The 20,140-nt window shown below is 55.4% G+C and carries 18 protein-coding genes, 5 tRNA genes and 1 pseudogene; 9 read left to right on the top strand and 15 right to left on the bottom strand.

Going from position 1 to position 20,140, the window contains the following annotated elements; translation table 11 throughout:
• Nucleotides 1-57: 57 nt before the first annotated feature.
• Complete coding sequence (locus CHB79_RS19405) at nucleotides 58-471, top strand: PA2817 family protein (RefSeq protein WP_010490177.1); 414 nt, start codon at nucleotides 58-60, stop codon at nucleotides 469-471.
• A 112-nt stretch (nucleotides 472-583) separates the two neighbouring features.
• Here the strand turns inward: CHB79_RS19405 and CHB79_RS19410 are convergent.
• The 4 genes from CHB79_RS19410 to CHB79_RS19425 form a co-directional block, all read right to left on the bottom strand.
• Nucleotides 584-659, bottom strand: a tRNA-Gly gene (locus CHB79_RS19410).
• Between the two features lie 38 nt (nucleotides 660-697).
• A tRNA-Glu gene (locus tag CHB79_RS19415) sits at nucleotides 698-773 on the bottom strand.
• A gap of 74 nt (nucleotides 774-847) precedes the next feature.
• A tRNA-Gly gene (locus CHB79_RS19420) sits at nucleotides 848-923 on the bottom strand.
• A 31-nt stretch (nucleotides 924-954) separates the two neighbouring features.
• Nucleotides 955-1,030 (bottom strand) — tRNA-Glu (locus CHB79_RS19425).
• Between the two features lie 223 nt (nucleotides 1,031-1,253).
• Between CHB79_RS19425 and CHB79_RS19430 the strand changes: the two genes are divergently transcribed.
• The gene (locus tag CHB79_RS19430; RefSeq protein ID WP_089361107.1) at nucleotides 1,254-2,024 is read left to right on the top strand and encodes a hypothetical protein; all 771 of its coding nucleotides are present in this window, start codon (nucleotides 1,254-1,256) and stop codon (nucleotides 2,022-2,024) included.
• Between the two features lie 41 nt (nucleotides 2,025-2,065).
• The gene (locus CHB79_RS19435; protein ID WP_089361108.1) at nucleotides 2,066-2,743 is read left to right on the top strand and encodes a glutathione S-transferase family protein; all 678 of its coding nucleotides are present in this window, start codon (nucleotides 2,066-2,068) and stop codon (nucleotides 2,741-2,743) included.
• Between the two features lie 68 nt (nucleotides 2,744-2,811).
• Here CHB79_RS19435 and CHB79_RS19440 read toward each other — a convergent pair whose 3' ends face one another.
• A complete protein-coding gene (locus tag CHB79_RS19440; protein ID WP_010490183.1) occupies nucleotides 2,812-3,282 on the bottom strand; it encodes a GAF domain-containing protein in 471 nt (156 codons plus the stop codon).
• Nucleotides 3,275-4,168: an ATP-binding protein gene (locus tag CHB79_RS19445; RefSeq protein ID WP_089361109.1), complete on the bottom strand. Its 894-nt coding sequence runs from the start codon at nucleotides 4,166-4,168 to the stop codon at nucleotides 3,275-3,277. The genes CHB79_RS19440 and CHB79_RS19445 overlap by 8 nt, the downstream gene beginning before the upstream one ends.
• A gap of 313 nt (nucleotides 4,169-4,481) precedes the next feature.
• On the opposite strand from CHB79_RS19445, the gene CHB79_RS19450 reads away from it, so the two are divergent.
• The gene (locus CHB79_RS19450; protein WP_089361110.1) at nucleotides 4,482-6,797 is read left to right on the top strand and encodes a hybrid sensor histidine kinase/response regulator; all 2,316 of its coding nucleotides are present in this window, start codon (nucleotides 4,482-4,484) and stop codon (nucleotides 6,795-6,797) included.
• Here the strand turns inward: CHB79_RS19450 and CHB79_RS19455 are convergent.
• The gene (locus CHB79_RS19455) at nucleotides 6,781-7,242 is read right to left on the bottom strand and encodes a MarR family winged helix-turn-helix transcriptional regulator (protein WP_089361111.1); all 462 of its coding nucleotides are present in this window, start codon (nucleotides 7,240-7,242) and stop codon (nucleotides 6,781-6,783) included. The genes CHB79_RS19450 and CHB79_RS19455 overlap by 17 nt on opposite strands.
• Entirely contained in the window at nucleotides 7,239-7,724 is a 486-nt protein-coding gene (locus CHB79_RS19460; RefSeq protein ID WP_010490191.1) for a glutathione peroxidase, read from the bottom strand. The genes CHB79_RS19455 and CHB79_RS19460 overlap by 4 nt, the downstream gene beginning before the upstream one ends.
• A gap of 282 nt (nucleotides 7,725-8,006) precedes the next feature.
• Here CHB79_RS19460 and CHB79_RS19465 point away from each other — a divergent pair, with 282 nt between their 5' ends.
• The 4 genes from CHB79_RS19465 (at nucleotide 8,007) to CHB79_RS19480 (ending at nucleotide 11,277) form a co-directional block, all read left to right on the top strand.
• Nucleotides 8,007-9,218 (top strand): pyridoxal phosphate-dependent aminotransferase, encoded by a 1,212-nt coding sequence (locus tag CHB79_RS19465; protein ID WP_010490192.1) that lies wholly within the window; start codon nucleotides 8,007-8,009, stop codon nucleotides 9,216-9,218.
• 69 nt (nucleotides 9,219-9,287) lie between these two features.
• The gene (locus CHB79_RS19470) at nucleotides 9,288-9,740 is read left to right on the top strand and encodes a hypothetical protein (protein WP_010490194.1); all 453 of its coding nucleotides are present in this window, start codon (nucleotides 9,288-9,290) and stop codon (nucleotides 9,738-9,740) included.
• 88 nt (nucleotides 9,741-9,828) lie between these two features.
• Nucleotides 9,829-10,701 (top strand): protease HtpX, encoded by an 873-nt coding sequence (htpX, locus tag CHB79_RS19475; RefSeq protein WP_010490196.1) that lies wholly within the window; start codon nucleotides 9,829-9,831, stop codon nucleotides 10,699-10,701.
• A gap of 189 nt (nucleotides 10,702-10,890) precedes the next feature.
• Nucleotides 10,891-11,277, top strand: a complete 387-nt coding sequence (locus CHB79_RS19480; protein ID WP_010490197.1) for a hypothetical protein — start codon at nucleotides 10,891-10,893, stop codon at nucleotides 11,275-11,277.
• Between the two features lie 13 nt (nucleotides 11,278-11,290).
• Here the strand turns inward: CHB79_RS19480 and CHB79_RS19485 are convergent, their stop codons facing one another.
• Entirely contained in the window at nucleotides 11,291-11,941 is a 651-nt protein-coding gene (locus CHB79_RS19485) for a thiopurine S-methyltransferase (protein ID WP_089361112.1), read from the bottom strand.
• Between the two features lie 218 nt (nucleotides 11,942-12,159).
• On the opposite strand from CHB79_RS19485, the gene CHB79_RS19490 reads away from it, so the two are divergent.
• Nucleotides 12,160-12,924 (top strand): DODA-type extradiol aromatic ring-opening family dioxygenase, encoded by a 765-nt coding sequence (locus CHB79_RS19490; RefSeq protein ID WP_089361113.1) that lies wholly within the window; start codon nucleotides 12,160-12,162, stop codon nucleotides 12,922-12,924.
• Between the two features lie 96 nt (nucleotides 12,925-13,020).
• On the opposite strand, the gene CHB79_RS19495 is transcribed toward CHB79_RS19490, so the two are convergent.
• From CHB79_RS19495 to clpP, 6 genes and pseudogenes are all read right to left on the bottom strand, one after another.
• Nucleotides 13,021-14,883 (bottom strand): SurA N-terminal domain-containing protein, encoded by a 1,863-nt coding sequence (locus CHB79_RS19495; RefSeq protein WP_010490204.1) that lies wholly within the window; start codon nucleotides 14,881-14,883, stop codon nucleotides 13,021-13,023.
• A gap of 97 nt (nucleotides 14,884-14,980) precedes the next feature.
• Nucleotides 14,981-15,057 (bottom strand) — tRNA-Asp (locus CHB79_RS19500).
• A gap of 51 nt (nucleotides 15,058-15,108) precedes the next feature.
• Nucleotides 15,109-15,405: pseudogene (locus CHB79_RS19505) on the bottom strand (HU family DNA-binding protein); the annotation flags it as partial.
• A 114-nt stretch (nucleotides 15,406-15,519) separates the two neighbouring features.
• Nucleotides 15,520-17,916, bottom strand: coding sequence for an endopeptidase La (gene lon / locus CHB79_RS19510; protein ID WP_010490209.1), 2,397 nt, complete (start codon nucleotides 17,914-17,916; stop codon nucleotides 15,520-15,522).
• Nucleotides 17,917-18,066: 150 nt separating this feature from the next.
• On the bottom strand, nucleotides 18,067-19,350 hold the full coding sequence (clpX, locus tag CHB79_RS19515; RefSeq protein WP_010490212.1) for an ATP-dependent Clp protease ATP-binding subunit ClpX: 1,284 nt from the start codon (nucleotides 19,348-19,350) through the stop codon (nucleotides 18,067-18,069).
• A gap of 105 nt (nucleotides 19,351-19,455) precedes the next feature.
• Nucleotides 19,456-20,097: an ATP-dependent Clp endopeptidase proteolytic subunit ClpP gene (gene clpP, locus CHB79_RS19520; protein WP_010490214.1), complete on the bottom strand. Its 642-nt coding sequence runs from the start codon at nucleotides 20,095-20,097 to the stop codon at nucleotides 19,456-19,458.
• Between the last annotated feature and the right edge of the window lie 43 nt (nucleotides 20,098-20,140).

Here is a 20,140-nt window from a genome sequence, read left to right on the forward strand (position 1 = left end):
CAGCGGGCGCGCGGAGCTTTATACTCCCGCGCCCGTTTTACTTTCAGGATTATCGCCATGACCAGCAGCCACCTTGATCACCACCTCGCCCTGCTCACTCAATTGCGCGGTATTCTGGTCGCCCTCGGTGAAGCCGAGCAAGTTCTCGACGATAGCCATGCGCTGTTCATAGAACGCTACGACGAATTGATCGCCTTGCTGCCAGTCGATACCGAGAGCAGCCTGTACCTCGGCCAGGATCTGATCAGCCAGATATTTCATCGTTACCCGCAAATTGCCCACCTGGTCCCCCGCGACCTGCTGTGGTTCTTCGGTGGCGACTGCCTGCACTTCATGCCCGACGAGGAAATCGAAATGTTCCAGACACTCGATGAGCGCCGCTTTGAGGCAATGGAGAATGACCAGCCATTTGACTGGAACCAGGAAAAGCGCCTGCTCGCCCTGGCACCGCAGACTTCCAGCAAACACTGAACCCACTGACAGACAAAAGCCCGTCAATGCGCAAACATTGAGCGGGCTATTGAAAGAGGTTGATTTACAGGCACAAAAAAGCCGCTCGATGTGAGCGGCTTTTTTGTTTATTTGGAGCGGGAAACGAGACTCGAACTCGCGACCCCGACCTTGGCAAGGTCGTGCTCTACCAACTGAGCTATTCCCGCATTTACAACACACACCTTGCGGAGTGCTTACAACAAAATGGCGTCCCCTAGGGGACTCGAACCCCTGTTACCGCCGTGAAAGGGCGGTGTCCTAGGCCACTAGACGAAGGGGACCTGGAACTTTGCAAACTAAACAGCGCTGTGCCTGCCTAGCCATTGTGCTGCCTGCCGGGCAACACATCTAAAACTGGAGCGGGAAACGAGACTCGAACTCGCGACCCCGACCTTGGCAAGGTCGTGCTCTACCAACTGAGCTATTCCCGCATCTTACATCTGCAACGCCACTTATTGAAAGTGGCGTCCCCTAGGGGACTCGAACCCCTGTTACCGCCGTGAAAGGGCGGTGTCCTAGGCCACTAGACGAAGGGGACGCAGCCCGGAACCTACAACTCTATCTCCGGCTTCCCGTGCTTTGCCATCTGACATTGCGCTAAGAAGTGGCGCGCATTCTATGGAGCCTTGATCGAGTCGTCAACCTCTGTGTAAAAATATTTTAAAATCAATAACTTCAAACCAAAAAATGCGACTGTGCTATCAGCTGATCGCTTAAGGCACTACACTCGCAGAAAACTAAGTGGTCGAGAGGTCGTATAGATGTCCCCGCTCGTGATAACCCTATTGATAGTGGGCGGCATTGGCATGTTGCTAATAATCGCCTACATCAACCATGCCGTTGAAAATAGCAAACTTGAGAAAGCCAGGCTCAAGGCCGAACTCAATGACCGCATACGGCGCTGCGCCGAAGTGTCTGAGTCCATGCCCGGCCAGCTGATGTCACCCAACCTCAAGTTATTGCTTAGCCAAATCCAACAAGCCTACAGCGAACGACTGCTCGCCAAGGATAAAGCCAATACCAGGCTCAAGGAGTCGATTGCCGAGCTTCAACAATTGGTTGCTCAGGGCGAGTCTATTCCGGTCAAGAACCCGCCAGTCAAGATTCTTAACGAGCAGCAAGCCAAGCAAACCCGGTTTATCCTCGAAGACCTGCACAGCCAGATTACCCGCGCAGGCCAGGATGGAATCCTGCCTGCCGCGCAGGCCAAGCAATGGCTGCAACAAATCCCCCCACTGCTCACCCAGCTGCATATCGAATATTTCGGCAATATCGGCCAGCGCGCCCTGCAGCAAAACCAGGCTGGCCAGGCGCGCCTGGCATTCGAGCGCGGCGTTCAGTACCTGCGCAAGCAGAACGATCCGGCACGCTATAGCGCAGCACTCAAGCAGTTCCAGGAACAACTACAGATCGCCAATAACCTGGTACTGAACCAAACCCCCGCGCCTGTCGATGAAAACAGCGAGCTGAACCAGGGCCTTGAGAGCATAGGCAGTGACGAAGATTGGAAAAAGAAGAACATTTACGACTAGATCGGAAAAGTGTCGAACACCCCAACACATAAGGAAACCCAATGAGCATGATCGTCTATGGCGCCCCACTCTCACCCTTTGTGCGCAAAGTTCGCCTGTTTTTGGCTGAGAAAGGCCTCGATTATGACCTTGAGATAATTCTTCCATTCGGCAAGCAGCCGGACTGGTACAAGGAACTCAACCCACTTGGGCGTATTCCGGCCTTCAAGGACGGCGATTTCAGCCTCGCCGACTCCAGCGTGATTTGCCAGTACATTGAAGAGCAATATCCAGACTGCACGCCTTTGCTCGGCACCAACGCTCAAGAGCGAGCACGCATACGCTGGCTGGAAAAATACGCTGACTATGAAATCGCCCCACTCAGCACCTTTTGCGTATTTCGTAACCGCGTACTGAAAACATCAATGGGCAAGGCCAGCGATGAAATTGCGGTTGCACAGACAATCAACGAAAAACTGCCGCCACACTTTGATTACCTGGAGCAGCAGTTGGGCAATAAACAGTTCTTCGTTGGCGACACCTTGACCTTGGCTGACCTGGCGATCACCTGCCAATGGGTGAATATGCAGCACGGCGATGAGCGCATTGACGCCAGCCGCTGGCCCAAGCTTGCCGCCCACTGCTCACGCATCTGCTCGCTCAGCTCGCTACAGGCGGTTTTGGCCGGAGAACATGCAATGCTGGCCAAAATGGCCAGTAAAGCCGCACAGCCCAGCTAAATCACGTTCCAGCAACAAAAAAGCTCGCAGCAGTGCGAGCTTTTTTGTTTGAGCAAAGAGATCTGCACTCAGCAATCTGTCAGGCGCAGGAACACCTCGACCATCTGCTCGACGCCAGCCTGATCTTCAGCGCTGAAGCGCCCCACTTGCGGGCTGTCCAGGTCAAGCACACCTATCAGTTTGCCCGACTTGAGCAATGGCACCACCAGCTCGCTGTTGGATGCGCTGTCGCAAGCGATATGTCCGGCGAATGCGTGTACATCCTCTACTCGCTGGGTCTGCAAGCTTTGCGCCGCGGCCCCGCATACACCCCGGCCGAACGGGATGCGCACGCAGGCGACCTTGCCCTGAAACGGCCCGAGCACCAGTTCATTGTCACGCGCCAGGTAAAAACCAGCCCAGTTCAGTGCAGGCATTTGCTGGAACAGAAAAGCCGAAAACTGTGCGGCATTGGCAATAAAGTCGCGCTCATCCGCCAACAAGGACTCCAGCTGGGCGACCAGCAGCGGGTATTCTTCAGCACCTTCTAATTCAAACATCTGCACGCTCTAAAAGTTGGAGCCCGACCCAATAGCGGGCAAATTGATAAGCACAGCGACCGTTGCGGTTTCCTCGCCCTGTTGCCCAGCGAATAGCGGCTTTCTCCAAAGCCTCATCCCAATGCCAGGTCAAACCTGCTGCCCTGGCCTGCACCGTTACCCAGTGGCGCACCACATTGAGAAAGTGATCCTGGGTGAATGGGTAGAACGAGATCCACAAGCCAAATCGATCCGACAAGGCAATCTTGTCTTCCACCGCTTCGCTTGGGTGCAGCTCACCGTCGACCATCTTGGAGTTCAGGTTATCGCTTTCCTTTTCCGGCACCAGGTGACGACGATTGGATGTCGCATAGAGCAAGACGTTGTCCGGTGCCCGTTCCAACGAACCATCAAGCACGCTCTTGAGAATGCGGTAGTCACCCTCGCCTGCTTCGAACGACAAGTCATCACAGAACAAAATGAAACGCTGCTTGAGCCCTGACAACTGCTCGACGATGCGCGGCAGATCGGCCAAATAGTCACGTTCAATTTCAATCAGGCGCAAGCCACTGCTCGCATGAGTAGCCAGCAACGCACGAATCAAGGAAGACTTGCCAGTCCCTCTTGCGCCCCACAACAGCGCATGATTGGCAGGCAAGCCCCGGACAAACTGCGCGGTATTGCGCGACAGTTGATCACGCTGGGTGTCAACGCCGATCAGGTCCGTCAACTCAAGATCCAGGCTGACCTTCAGCGGTTGCAGGAAGCCACCACGCCCTTCCCGCAGCCAACGCGCCGCCAGGCTCTGTTGCCAGTCAATCACCACCGGCTCGGCAGGCAAAAGCGGCTCAAGGCGTGCCAGGACGCCTTCGGCACGCTCTACAAAATCAATTATCCGCGAATCCACACTCACACTCCCAGGCGTGGCGACCAACCTCTTCGCCGTCCTATAGATGCTATTGTTTCGCAATCAATGAAGGGGCAGCCTGCAAGCGACTGCGCGCCCCTGCGATACCGCCTTGATCGGCGGTTTTCGGCACAAGCCCCAACTGATGCGACCGGGTTAGCCAGTCTACCCGTCAGGCAGGTCATTTCGAAAGCTTAAAGCTGGGATATAAAGCACTGCGGCGCGACATCGACAGCAAATAAAATCAACCCGCCAGCCCCACATCAACATCAGCTATGCTTGCCCGCTGAAACCAACAGGCCCGCCAGTACCCATGGAAATATCGCTAACCCACCGTCTCTCGTATAAGCAGGCCAGCCTGACGGTGTTGGTTGCATTTCTTCTCGGCACGGTGCTCTGCAGCATCCAGGTGGGATTCGACTACCTCAGCGAAGACGCCTCGATCGACCGTGAAATCCAGGCGTTGCTCGACACCAGCTACAACCCGGCAGCGCGCATTGCCTACAATCTCGATGCTGAACTGGCCCAGGAGCTGGTGGTTGGCCTGCTACGCTCACCCGCCGTGATCCAGGCCAGCATCATCTCCGCCGATCACAACCTGATGGCACATGCATCGCGCCCGGCCAGCGATAGCCAATACCGGTTTATCAGTGACTCATTGTTTGGCGCACGTCGCCAATTTGAACGCGTGCTGCTAATCGACCGTGCCCCGGAAGAAAACCTTGGGTCGCTGCGTATTGAGGTGGACACCTACGCCTTTGGCAGCAATTTCCTGCGGCGTTCGATGCTGACCATCGCCAGCGGCTTTGCGCGCACCTTGTTGCTCTCGCTGATTTTGCTGGTCATGTTTTATTTCATGCTGACCAAACCCTTGATCGAAGTGGTCAGGGCCTTGAGCTCGCGCACCCTGGACAAGCCCAATGCGGCCTTGCTGCCCTGCCCGCGGGGTCACGAGCATGATGAGATCGGCACCTTGGTCGGCGTTGCCAACCAGCAGTTGCTCAATATCGATGATGAAATCAAGCAACGTAAAAATGCCGAGCAACGCCTCAACCAATCCCTGCTCGAATTGGAAAGTGCCGTAGCGCAACGCACCGCAGAGCTAAAGGCGACTAATGCCCGCCTGCTCAAGTCAAACCACGAACTGGAGCACGCCCAGCAACAAGCCCTGCAAACGGCACAGAGCCGTGCCACCTTCCTGGCCAATATGAGCCATGAAATACGCACGCCCTTGAATGGCTTGCTCGGCATGCTCTCGCTGGCACTCGACAACCCGTCCAACAGTGAACAGCAGCAACAACTGAGCATCGCCCATCACTCGGGAAAAGTACTGGTCGATCTACTCAATGACATCCTCGACCTGTCCAAGTTTGAGTCGGGCCAGTTGCAGCTTGAGCACATTGCCTTCGATCTCTGCGCCCTGGTCGAAGATACCGCCAGCCTGCTCTCGCAAAACGCCAGCCCCGGCGTTGAACTGACCTGCCTGATCGATCCCGAGCTACCCGCCGAGGTGCTTGGCGACCCGACGCGAGTCGGCCAGATCATCAGCAACCTGATATCAAATGCCTTGAAATTCACCCGATTCGGCCGAGTTGATGTGCGTATTCGACCAGCAGGTGCCGGGATTGAGCTTTCCGTGCGCGATACGGGTATCGGCATTACTGAAGATGCCTACGAACGGATCTTCGAACCTTTTACCCAGGCCGATGCTGGCATCACCCGCCAGTACGGTGGCACCGGGCTCGGCCTGGCACTGAGCCGCCATTTGTGCGAAATAATGCAGGGCACGCTCAGCCTGCAATCAAAGGTAGGCTTCGGTTCAGAGTTTACTGCCTATCTGCCGCTCACAGGCTGCGCTCCCGCCCCGGCCTGGGGACCGCTAAGGGGCAAGATCATCGCCCTGACCTCGGTCAGCTCCGGCCTGCACGAAATGCTCAAGACCCAACTGCCACACTGGGGACTTGAGTACCAGCGCCTGGACACCGATGCCAGCCTGCTTGGGTACACCGCCGATGTTGTCATCAGCGACTGCCCTGAGTGCCTGTACAGCACGCGCCTGAACTGTCAGGCGCCAATCCTGCTGGTTACAGCCTATGGCAGCTTCCTCGCGCCGGAACAGGCAAAGTCACTCGCTCCGCTTGAGCAATTGGCCCGCCCAATGCCACGCAAAGTCTTGTATCACGCGCTGGAACGCCACTTCCACACGCGCCCGCTGGAATTGAAAAACAGAGCTGCAGGACACGCCGAGATTGATTACAAAGCCTGTGTGTTGCTGGTTGAGGACAACCCGGTCAACCAGTTGGTGGCCAAAGGCATGCTTATCAAGCTGGGCTACAAGGTAATCATCGCCAACGACGGCGAACATGCACTCAAGCAACTCAGCGAGCACGCCGTCGATCTAATTCTGATGGACTGCAACATGCCCATCATGGATGGCTATGAAGCCAGTCGGCGTATTCGCCAGAGCGGTCAATACGCCGGCCTGCCAATCATTGCTCTCACCGCCAACGCCCTCAGTGACGAACGCCAGCGCTGCACCGCCGCAGGCATGAGCGATTACCTGGCCAAGCCATTCACCCGTGAAGAACTGATCAGCGTGCTCGAAACCGCACTCAATAACCGAGCATAGGCGCGATGCGTTCAAGCAGCCCGCCAACCTGGGCACGCAACTCGTCCAGCTCATTCAGGTCGGCGCCAGACTCACAGATCAACTGCGCCTTGAGCGGTATGACTCGCTCACGCAATTGCACACCCTGATTGCTCAGCTGCAGATTGACTGCCCGCTCATCACTGGTCGAACGCTGGCGAATCAGCAAGCCCTGCTGCTCAAGACGCTTGAGCAATGGAGTCAAGGTGCCCGAATCGAGCATCAGCCGGGTTCCAAGCGCCTTGACCGTGGCTTGCTCGGGCGCAGCTTGATGCCACTCCCACATCACCAGCATCACAAGATATTGCGGGTACGTCAGGCCAAGCTCGTCGAGCATGGGCTTGTACGCACGCACCACTGCCCGCGATGCGGCGTAGAGCTTGAAACACAGCTGATCATCAAGCTGTAGCGACAACTCAGGATTCATTTGAGCAATGCTTCAATCTCGTTAGTCAGCTCTTCGGGCTTGGTCGTGGGTGCAAAACGCTTAACCTGAGTGCCATCGGCGCTTAGCAAGAACTTGGTGAAATTCCACTTGATGCCTTTGCTACCGAGCAAACCTGGCGCGCGCTGCTTGAGTTCGACAAACAATGGATGGGCATCGCCGCCGTTGACATCGATCTTTTTGAACAGCGGGAAGCTCACACCAAAATTAAGCTCGCAGAACTGCGAGATATCACTTTCATCACCCGGCTCCTGCTTGCCGAATTGATTGCAGGGAAACCCCAGGATAACCAGGCCTTGGTCTTTGTAGGTCTGCCACAGCGCCTCAAGCCCCTTGTATTGCGGGGTAAATCCGCACTTGCTGGCCGTATTGACCACCAAAACCGCCTTGCCGGCAAAATCGGCCAGGGTCTTTTGCTCGCCACTGATTGTGGTGCACGGGATATCCAGCAATGAATTGGCCATGATTGTGATTCCTGATTGCTAATTTAGGACAAAAGATAGCTCGCAATTAAATTGCACACAATCTAAATAAGCCAGAATGATACTGCTTGATGAACGCAACCGCCTGACGCAAGCAGGCACTCACGCACCGTTAGCGCTTTGGCGAAAAAAGCCTGCCAAGTCACTTTGCCTAACCCAAGCTGCAACGTATCATTCCAGCCCTGTTGTGCGGCGCGCCTGGCTAACAGCCGCCTAACGCCAACGGTGCCCGTGGGATTAGTTATTTACTTGGGATCACTTCACATGCAGTTCAGCAAATCGAACAAGCTCGCCAACGTCTGCTACGACATTCGTGGTCCTGTGCTAAAGCATGCCAAGCGCCTCGAAGAAGAAGGCCAGCGCATTCTCAAATTGAATATCGGCAACCCGGCACCCTTCGGCTTCGAAGCCCCTGAAGAGATCCTCCAGGACGTCATTCGCAACCTGCCCACAGCCCAGGGCTATAGCGACTCAAAAGGTTTGTTCAGTGCACGCAAGGCGGTGATGCAGTATTACCAGCAGATGAACGTCGAAGGCATAGGCATCGAAGACATCTACCTGGGCAATGGCGTTTCCGAGCTGATCGTCATGGCCATGCAAGCCTTGCTCAACAATGGTGACGAGGTGCTGATCCCGGCCCCGGACTATCCACTCTGGACCGCATCTGTCGCCCTCTCCGGCGGCAAGCCGGTTCACTACCTGTGTGACGAGCAAGCAGGCTGGTTTCCTGACGTTGCCGACATTCGCGCGAAAATCACGCCGAACACCAAGGCTCTGGTATTGATCAACCCGAACAACCCGACGGGCGCGGTCTACTCCAGGGAAGTTCTACTCGATATCGTCGAACTGGCCCGCCAGCACAATCTGGTGCTGTTCTCCGACGAAATATACGACAAGATCCTCTACGACGGCGCACAACACATCTGTACGGCTTCGCTGGCGCCAGACGTGCTGTGCCTGACGTTCAACGGCCTGTCCAAGTCCTATCGCGTCGCTGGCTTCCGTTCTGGCTGGGTGGCGATCTCAGGGCCCAAGCATCGCGCGCAAAGCTATATCGAAGGCATTGATATCCTGGCCAACATGCGCCTGTGCGCCAACGTACCCAGCCAGCATGCCATTCAAACCGCGCTTGGCGGCTACCAGAGCATTAACGACCTGGTGCTGCCCCATGGCCGGCTGCTCGAGCAGCGCAACCGTACCTGGGAGTTGCTCAATGACATCCCAGGGGTGAGCTGCGTAAAACCAATGGGGGCGCTCTATGCGTTCCCCCGGATCGACCCCAAGGTCTGCCCGATCCATAACGATGAAAAATTCGTTCTCGACCTGCTGCTCTCGGAGAAACTCCTGATTGTCCAAGGCACCGCGTTCAACTGGCCGTGGACCGATCACTTCAGGGTCGTGACCCTGCCGCGAGTGGATGACCTGGAACAAGCCATCGGCCGCATTGGCAGCTTCCTCAAGGGTTACAGCCAATAACAGGCTTTGCAGCGTCGACTCGATCCACGCCGCAAAGCTGACCTTTAGACAATGAGTGCGCCAAGATTTATGGACCTGCAAATCGACGATTTCTATAAAGACGCAGCGGCAGGCCTACTTATGCTTTACCAGGCCTTCCCACGCAAAATCGGGCTGTACATCGAAGACCTGATTGGCCGCGAGGAACCCGATGAGTTCGGCCTGCCAAGCAAGCGCCATCAAAGCTGCCTCGGCGCACAGCTTTGGCTGGCTGAAGAAGGTTATATTCGCTTTGAGTCCAGCATTGCCTATGACGCGCTCGACCAGGCGGTGCTCACCGAGAAAGGTTTTTTACGCCTCTCGCGCAGCATTCCCCATGTTGTCAGCGATGAACCAGACCTTCCGTCAAGCGTTCGCCGGGTCCATGCAACCCTGGCATTCCAACTGCGCCAGGCCATCAGCCAACAGGACAGCGAACAACTTGCCCGCCTCGCCCGCTTATTGTTTATTGGCAATCTGGGCATTGATAACGAAACAGCTTGAAATAGTCGCCCGGTTGAAGCCTGGAGCCTGCGGCCTTATATAGCCTGCATACCGTGAATACCTATCCCTCGAGGAGTAGTTTCAAACCATGAAACGCATTTTCTTATTTCTGGCCACCAACATGGCTGTGTTGCTGATTGCCAGCATCACCTTGAAAATACTGGGAGTCGACCGCTATACCGGCCAAAACTACGGTAGTTTGCTGGCTTTCTGCGCGGTATTCGGTTTCGCCGGCTCGATTGTTTCGCTATTTCTGTCCAAGTGGATGGCGAAGATGGGCACGGGCACACAAATCATCAGCCAGCCGCGCACCCGTCACGAACAGTGGCTACTGCAAACGGTCGAGGAGCTGTCACGCGAGGCAGGCATCAAAATGCCTGAAGTCGGTATATTCCCGGCTTATGAGTCCAACGCTTTCGCCACCGGCTGGAACAAGAACGACGCATTGGTTGCTGTCAGCCAGGGCTTGCTTGAGCGCTTCTCGCCCGATGAAGTCAAAGCCGTGCTGGCCCACGAGATTGGTCACGTTGCCAATGGCGACATGGTGACCCTGGCCTTGATCCAGGGTGTGGTAAACACCTTTGTGATGTTCTTTGCACGGATCTTCGGCAACTTCGTCGACAAGGCAATCCTCAAGAACGAAAACGGCCCAGGCATCGGTTATTTCGTGGCAACCATTTTTGCCGAGCTGGTACTGGGGATTCTCGCCAGCATCATCGTCATGTGGTTCTCGCGCAAACGTGAGTTCAGGGCGGACGAAGCCGGAGCCAAGCTGGCCGGCACCAACGCCATGATTGCCGCCCTGCAACGCCTGCGCTCCGAGCAAGGCGTACCGGTCGAGATGCCAAGCACCCTCGCCGCCTTCGGCATCAATGGCGGCCTGAAAAACGGCCTGGCTGGCCTGCTGATGAGCCATCCACCGCTTGAGGTACGTATTGAGGCGCTGCGTCAACGCGGCTAACCCGCCAAACGCAAAAAAGGCGACCTTAGGGTCGCCTTTTTTTATTGCTTCGGGGGATGTTTAGCGGTTTACCCGCAACAGCCGCTGATCCTTGCAACTGAACATCAACGGCGCAGCACGGTCGACACCAATAAGGCACAGCACTTTGTGTAGCCGTTTGCCCCTACAACCAAAAGCAGGAGTACGACCATGAAGTACAACTGGGATCTCATTGAACGCTTGCTGCAACATGTCCAAAGCTCGGCCAACGAACGTTTCAATCCACGCAAGTACGCGGTGCAGTTGGCAGAAGAAGAGCAACGCGCAGGCGCTGGCCCTATTGATGAGGACGAACTCAAAGCTCAGGCATGCGACTATGAGGCGCTGCTGCTCAAGGCTGACTTTATTGCACCACGGCCCGAAGCCGAGGGCGGTAACGGCGAGAACTTCGTCCTCACCGATCGTGGCCTGCAGCTATTGAACATGATCGACAGCAGTTTCCCCGGCGAGCAACACCCTCGCGAAGTACTCGACCGCGAAGGACTTGCTGCGCTTACGCCGGAAATCTTTGACAAAATCGCGCTCAAGGCGACCTGAGCTGCGCTCGCACTCAGCAGCGGCGCAGCCGGTACACAGACTCTTCAAGCGTCTCAAGGCCACGATCTGCAAAACGTCGATTGAATGCGTCCTCGGTACGCAGGTGCTGACATTGCCAGCCGCTGCTGAATAAGCGCTCGACCTCCTCATCAGCCACCGAGAATGGCGGGCCATCCATCTTTGCCTGATCATAAATCAGGGTGACCAGAATCCCCTGGCAGCCAATTGGCAGGATCGAGCGCATATGCTGCACATAACGCGCCCGCATCTCCGTCGGCAAGGCGATGAGTGCCGCACGGTCATAAAAGCCCTTGCAGTTTTCAACCAGGTTCGCATCGAACTCAAAGAAATCGCCGCAGTAGATCTCTATCGAGCCGGCGCGATAGACCTTGAACGCGCCCTCCTGGGTGATGCTGGGCTCAAGTTGCTGCTCTGCGAAAAAAGCTTCCACGGCAATGTGCGACAACTCGACACCGGTGACCCGCAAACCCTGGGCAGCCAACCAGGTCAAATCCAGGCTTTTGCCGCACAGAGGCACGAATACCTGATCTCCCGCCTGTAAACCGAGCGCAGACCAGTTGTCCTGCAAATAGCCGTTGATTTGTTTCGCGTGAAAACCAATTTCATTGTTTTCCCAGCGAGCCTGCCAAAAATCCGCCTGCATTGCATGCCTCATCTAGTCATTCCGTTGAACAGTATCTTCACCCATAACCGCGCTAAATGCCATTGCAGCCAAAGGCTTAGGGTCGAGGCAGGATAACATCAAGTTTATCGATTAATTGCTCCGGTTTTTAGCATTTGATACCTCGCACGCCAGATCAAATAATGTTCCTACAAGCACTGTTCCATTCGGCATCAGCCTCGTATTTATCAGGATAAGCCATGCTCCCCAGCCTCTATATTTCCCACGGCTCGCCCATGCTCGCACTTGAGCCTGGCGCTAGCGGCCCTGCACTGCGCGCTCTTGCTGCAAGCCTGGACAGGCCCAAAGGCATAATCCTGATGTCAGCACACTGGGAAACCCAGTCATTACAGGTCAGCAGTGCAGCGCAACCCAGCACCTGGCATGACTTCAGAGGCTTCCCGCCCGAGCTCTATCAAGTCAATTATCCCGCTCCCGGTGATCCTGAGCTCGCCAGCCGGGTTGCTCGATTATTGAATGACCAAGGCCTGCCCGCCACCCTCGATGCCGACCGCCCGTTTGACCACGGCACCTGGGTGCCACTTTCACTCATGTATGCAGATGCCACCATCCCGGTGGTCCAGGTATCGCTGGCGAGCCAGGGCCCCGCGATGCAGTACAGAATCGGCCAGGCATTAGCCCGGCTGCGCGGCGAAGGTTATTTGCTGATTGGCTCGGGCAGCATCACCCACAATCTGCGCGAACTCGACTGGCAGGCAACCCACGATGCTGCACAGCCCTGGGCCCAGGCGTTTCGTGATTGGGTTGTACAAGCCCTGACCGATAACGCGCAAAGCGCCCTGCTCGATTATCGACAGCAGGCGCCCCATGCAGCGCGCAACCACCCCACGGATGAACACCTGCTCCCGCTATTTTTTGCCTACGGCGCAGGCACGGCATTCAGCGTTGCTCACACAGGCTTCACCCTGGGCGCCCTGGGCATGGATATATACCGTTTCGATTAGCGCCGTATGCCGGCAAGACAAGGTGTAAACCTTATTCAGGACAGGACAAGACAATAAAAAAGGCCGCTTAGCGGCCTTTTTTATCATGCGGACAAATTAGTAACGCTCAATGTCCGCCTTGGCTTCAAGCTGTTTGCGGTAAGCCGCAAAGTCTTGCTGGCCGATACGCGACGCCAGCACGCGACGATAAGTGGTTTTCTCTTCGTCAGTCAGGGCTTGTTCCTGCTTGCTCACACCGTCGAGACGAATCACCACGAAATCACCATTGGCCAAGCTCACGCCTGTATAGGTTGGCTTTCCATCATCAGCTGGCTTGGGCATGCGGAACAGCGCCTGCAGCACGGCTGGATCGACACCTTCCTGGGCGCGCGCCGCCGCTTCAGTGACAACCCATTGGGCATTACTGCTCGAGGCGTCACCCGCAGCAAGCTGGGCAATCTGCTTCTCACCAGCGGCTTTTGCAGCCTCACTGGCGCGCACGGTCGTCAGGTGCTCACGGATGCTGTCAGCGACCTCTTCAAGCTTCAACTGCTCAGGCTTGAGGTGTTGCTTGACGTGAACCACTACCGCAGTGCTTGGATCAAGTTCGATCACCGCGCTATTGCTACCACCTTCGAGCACATCACTGCTGTAGGCCGCTTCAACCACCTTGCGGTTGGCTGTAATGCCTTCGCCGCCTTCGCGCCCGAATGGCTTGCTGGTTTCGATTTTCAAACCAAGCTCTTGAGCAGGCTGGGTCAGATCAGAGGCTTCGAATGCAGAGTCTTCAAGTTGCTTGGACGCCTCGACAAAACGTTTTTCGACCTTTTGTTCCTTGAGGTCGTTGACCAGTTTTTCTTTCAGGCTATCGAAGCTAGGTACTTGCGGCGCCTGCACGCCCAGCAACTTGATCAGGTGCCAACCGAAGCTACTGCGCACCGGCGCGGACACTTGATCCTTGTCCAGCGCATACAATGCCTTTTCAAATTCAGGATCGTAAACGCCAGGGCCGGCGTAGCCTAGATCGCCGCCGTTATTGGCAGAACCCGGGTCTTGCGACAGCTCTTTAGCCAATGCCGCGAAATCTTCACCGTTTTGCAGACGCTTCTGGATTTCCTCGATCTTGGCCTTGGCTTGGGCATCGCTGACCTTGTCATTGACTTCAATCAGGATATGCGCGGCGTCACGCTGCTCAGTGAGATTGGCGATTTCGGTTTTGTAGGCAGCCTGCAAGTCCTTGTCAGCAACCTCGACCTGATCGAAGAACGCGTCCTTCTTCAGCTCGACATACTGGACTACAACTTGCTCAGGGCTCATGAACTGGCTGCTTTGCGCGTCGTAATAAGCTTTGACGTCATCATCGCTGACCGTCACTGCAGCTGGATCAGCCTTGATTGTCTGCGTTGCAAAATCACGGGTCTGCTTTTCCAGTGCGGCAAATGCCTGCACTTCTTCGTCGGTTACAAAGCTGCTGGCAGCCAAACCTGCACGCAGTTGGCCGATAAGCATTTCCTGCTTGAGCATCTGCCGGAACTGCATACGGGTGTAGCCCAACTGACGAATCACCTGGTCAAAGCGGTTAGCGTCGAACTTGCCGTCAACACTGAACTCAGGCGTCATCAGGATGACCTGGTCCAGCGCAGCTTCGGAAAACCCGAACTTGGCTTCAGTCGCGCCTTGCAGCAACAGGCTACGTTCAATCAGGCCTTTGAGCGAAGCATCACGCAATAGTTTTTCATCAAGCAGTGCGGGATCAAAATTCCGGCCCAACTGCTGAACCAGTTGGCGACGCTGCATTTCTACAGCCTGGCCAAGCTCGTTTTGTGTGATTTTTTCGCCATTAACCTCGGCGGCGTTCTGACTATTACTGGTGCCGGTAAAGATCGCATCGATACCCGTCAAAGCGAGCAGCGCAACGATAATGCCGATAATAGTCTTGGCAATCCAACCTTGTGAATTGTCCCTAATATTCTGAAGCATGCATCCCCCAGAACGACTGTATAAAGAAATCAGCCGCGCAGTGTGGGTAAGTTCCGGATAGAAGAAAGGCGCATCCGAGGATGCGCCTTCTCGTAACTGGCGGAGCGGACGGGACTCGAACCCGCGACCCCCGGCGTGACAGGCCGGTATTCTAACCGACTGAACTACCGCTCCGCTGTCAGATCAGCGATCAAGCCGATCTGATGGGCAATGCCCGAAAGGCGCTTAGTTAACAGCGTCTTTCAGTGCTTTACCAGCTTTGAAACCTGGGATCTTGGCTGCCGCGATGCTGATTGGGTTGCCAGTCTGTGGGTTGCGGCCAGTGCGAGCTGCGCGCTCTTTAACTGCGAAAGTACCAAAGCCTACCAATACAACAGAATCACCAGCCTTCAGAGCACCAGTTACAGATTCAATTACTGCATCTAGCGCGCGGCCAGCAACAGCTTTTGGGATATCAGCAGATGCTGCGATAGCATCGATCAGTTCCGACTTGTTCACTCTAAGTCCCCTTAATTTCTGTTGAGAATATTTCTTCGTTTTTTAGTGTACGTGAAGCGAGTGCTGGAGGGCTCGTTAGCCCCAATTAGAGCCGCTTTATAACAAGGGCTCTAAAATGGTGTCAAGGAACCCTTCCGGCTAATGCGTGCTGATTCGCTCCTTGGAATCAGACTCGCGAGTTTCGTCCTTTGCAACTAACTCTGGAGCCGCATCAGCTAAGGGCTCCGGGGCGTATTGCAGCGCAATTTGCAGGACCTCGTCAATCCATTTCACGGGTTTAATCTGCAGGTCTTGTTTGATGTTCTCCGGAATCTCTTTCAAATCACGCACATTTTCTTCCGGAATAATCACGGTTTTGATGCCGCCACGGTGAGCTGCAAGCAGTTTTTCCTTGAGGCCGCCGATGGCCAAAACCTGACCGCGCAAGGTGATTTCACCGGTCATTGCAACGTCTGCGCGCACCGGGATCTCAGTCAACGCAGAAACCAGCGCCGTACACATCCCCACGCCCGCGCTGGGGCCGTCTTTGGGCGTAGCCCCTTCCGGCATGTGGATATGGATGTCGCGCTTCTCATAGAAGTCCAGAGGCACGCCCAAACTTTTCGCCCGACTGCGCACTACCGTCTGCGCGGCAGTGATGGATTCGAGCATCACGTCACCCAATGAGCCGGTTTTAATCAACTGGCCCTTGCCGGGTACAACGGCGGCTTCAATGGTCAGCAATTCTCCACCAACCTGAGTCCAGGCAAGCCCGGTAACTTGACCAATCTGGTCCTGTTGCTCGGCCAAACCGTAGCGATGCTTGCGCACGCCGAGGAAATCTTCGAGGTTTTCGGCGGTCACCAGGACCTTGAAACGCTTTTCCTTGGCGTGATCCTTAACCGCTTTACGGCAAACCTTGGCAATCTGCCGTTCAAGGCTGCGCACACCGGCTTCACGGGTGTAATAACGGACGATGTCGCGAATCGCGTCGACCTCAAACTCCAGCTCGCCCTTCTTCACGCCGTTGGCCTGAGTCTGTTTTGGCGCCAGGTACTTGATGGCGATGTTGATTTTTTCGTCTTCGGTGTAGCCAGGCAGACGAATCACTTCCATGCGGTCGAGCAACGGCCCCGGAATATTCATCGAGTTGGCGGTACAAAGGAACATCACATCCGAAAGGTCGTAGTCGACCTCCAGGTAATGATCGTTGAAGTTGTGGTTTTGCTCGGGATCGAGCACTTCCAGCAATGCCGAAGCCGGATCGCCGCGCATGTCCTGGCCCATCTTGTCGATTTCATCGAGCAGGAAGAGCGGATTGCGCACCGCAACCTTGGTCATCTTTTGTATCAATCTACCGGGCATGGAACCGATATAAGTGCGGCGATGACCGCGAATTTCCGCCTCATCACGCACGCCACCCAGCGCCATGCGGACAAATTTACGATTGGTTGCGGTAGCGATCGACTCCGCCAGCGAGGTTTTACCTACGCCAGGAGGCCCCACCAGGCATAACACCGGCCCCTTGAGCTTCTTCACCCGCTTTTGCACGGCGAGGTACTCGAGGATACGGTCTTTGACTTCTTCCAGGCCATAGTGATCGGCGTCGAGAATGGTCTCGGCGCGCGCCAGGTCAAGGCGAACCTTGCTCTGCGCCTTCCACGGCACGTTAGTCAGCCATTCGATGTAGGAGCGCACCACAGTGGCTTCAGCCGACATAGGCGACATCTGCTTGAGCTTATTCAACTCACTGGTGGCCTTGGCATGGGCATCCTTGCTCATACCCGATGTTTCGATGCGCTTTTTCAGCTCATCGATCTCATTGTGGCCCTCGTCGATATCGCCCAGTTCTTTTTGAATGGCCTTCATCTGCTCATTCAAATAGTACTCGCGCTGGCTGCGCTCCATCTGCTTCTTGACCCGCCCGCGGATACGCTTTTCAACCTGAAGCAGGTCAACCTCGGCGTCGAGCAGGGCCAGCACGTGCTCGACACGCGCAGACAGATCGGTAATTTCGAGGATTTCCTGCTTTTGCTCGATCTTCAGCGCCATGTGCGCGGCCATGGTATCGACCAGGCGACTTGGCTCATCGATACTGTTGAGCGATGACAGCACTTCAGCCGGGACCTTCTTGCCCAGCTGCACATACTGCTCGAACTGGCTCAACAGGCTACGGGTGAAGACCTCTGACTCACGCTCGGCGACCTCAGCTTCGTCAAGCAGCTGGACTTCCGAGCGGAAGTAGCCATCGGCCTCGATAAACTGCTCGATTTCACCCCGCTGCTCACCCTCAACCAGCACCTTGACGGTACCGTCGGGCAGTTTGAGCAGCTGCAACACCGTGGCGACGGTGCCAACTCGGTAGAGGCCTTCTTCATTTGGATCATCGTCAGCCGGATTCTTTTGTGCGACCAGCAGGATCTGCTTTTCGCCCGACATCGCGGCTTCGAGTGCTTCTATGGATTTTTCACGCCCTACGAACAACGGGATGACCATGTGCGGATAGACCACGACATCGCGCAGCGGCAGGAGAGGCAATTCGATGGTTGTCTTCATGATTTCGGCTCTACAGCGACCATACGGCCGTAAACGATGGGAATGACCCTTGACCCTAAGATGGGGCTACCCCCAAGAAAAAACAAGCGCCATGACTAAAAAACAAAAAGGGCCCGCAGGCCCTTTTGCATTCAGGATGTAACAGACGAATTATGCGTCTGGCGCAGCCTTGGCTGGCGGCTCACTGTTTTCGTAGATCAACAGTGGCTGCGATGTGCCATCAATCACGCTTTCGTCGATGACGACCTTGCTGACATCCGTCTGAGATGGAATCTCATACATGGTGTCAAGCAGGATGCCCTCGAGGATGGAGCGCAAACCACGTGCACCGGTTTTACGTTCCAGCGCCTTTTGCGCGACCGATTTCAGGGCGTCTGGACGGAACTCCAGGTCAACCCCTTCCAACTCGAACAACTTGGCGTACTGCTTGGTCAGGGCATTTTTTGGCTCGGTCAGAATCTGCATCAATGCAGCTTCATCCAGCTCGTCCAGAGTTGCAATAACCGGCAAGCGGCCAACGAACTCGGGAATCAAACCAAACTTGACCAAATCATCAGGTTCGACATTGCGCAGCGATTCGCCGATCTTCTTACCCAGGTCCTTACTGCGAACCTGCGCATTGAAACCAATACCGCCCTTCTCGGAGCGACCCTGGATCACTTTTTCCAAGCCAGAGAAAGCGCCACCACAGATAAACAGAATGCTGCGGGTATCAACCTGCAGGAACTCTTGCTGCGGATGCTTGCGACCACCCTGGGGTGGAACCGAAGCAACGGTGCCCTCAATCAGCTTCAGCAACGCCTGCTGAACGCCCTCACCCGATACATCGCGAGTAATCGACGGGTTGTCAGACTTGCGTGAAATCTTGTCGATTTCGTCGATGTAGACAATGCCCATCTGGGCCTTTTCCACATCGTAGTCGCACTTCTGCAACAGCTTCTGGATGATGTTCTCGACGTCTTCACCCACATAACCAGCTTCGGTCAGGGTGGTCGCGTCGGCAATGGTGAACGGGACATTGAGCAAGCGCGCCAGGGTTTCAGCCAGCAGGGTCTTACCCGAGCCGGTTGGACCGATCAGCAAAATATTGCTTTTGCCCAGTTCAACATCGTCACTTTTCTTGTCGCGCTGGTTAAGGCGCTTGTAGTGGTTGTACACCGCTACCGCCAGAACCTTTTTCGCACGCTCCTGACCAATTACGTACTGGTCAAGGATTGCGCTAATTTCTTTGGGCGCAGGTAATTTGTGCGCAGTACTTTCGGCCTGGGCTTCTTGCACCTCCTCGCGGATGATGTCGTTGCACAGGTCGACGCACTCGTCGCAGATAAAGACGGAAGGACCAGCAATCAATTTACGTACTTCATGCTGGCTTTTGCCGCAGAAGGAGCAATAAAGCAGCTTGCCGTTGTCCTCGCCGTTGCGGGTGTCAGTCATTCGATCAATCCAATACGGTAGGCTTGAAACACAAGATGAAGGCAAACGTGGGCTTTTTCAAGTCCACAGGTGGTTAGATAGACCAACCACCTTCATCTGAACTGCTTAGGCAGGCATATCACGCTTCATCATTACCGAGTCGATCAGGCCATATTCAGCCGCACGCTCAGCGCTCATGAAGTTGTCACGCTCGGTATCACGCTCAATGGTTTCAAGCGTTTGACCGGTGTGATGGGCCAGCAAGGTATTGAGACGGTGACGAATGTGAAGGATTTCCTTCGCATGGATGTCAATGTCCGATGCCTGGCCCTGGAAGCCACCCAGAGGCTGGTGAATCATCATGCGCGAGTTTGGCAGGCAATGACGCTTGCCTGGCGCGCCACCGGCCAGCAGGAACGCACCCATGCTGCAGGCCTGGCCAATGCAGGTGGTCGACACGTCCGGCTTGATGAACTGCATGGTGTCGTAGATCGACATACCCGCAGTTACCGAGCCACCTGGCGAGTTGATATACAGGTGAATGTCTTTATCCGGGTTTTCTGCTTCAAGGAACAGCAGCTGCGCGGCAACCAGATTGGCCATGTAGTCTTCGACCGGACCAATCAGGAAGATCACTCGCTCCTTGAGCAAACGTGAATAGATGTCGTAGGCGCGCTCACCACGGGCCGACTGCTCGACAACCATAGGTACCAAGCCGCCAGCGGCTTGCATGTCAGGCATTTGTTGCATGAAAGGATTGCGGGACATTTCTTGCACTCGCTCCCTAGATAGTCATATTTCAAATACGCAT

The organism is Pseudomonas segetis (assembly GCF_900188155.1).
GTDB lineage: Bacteria > Pseudomonadota > Gammaproteobacteria > Pseudomonadales > Pseudomonadaceae > Aquipseudomonas > Aquipseudomonas segetis.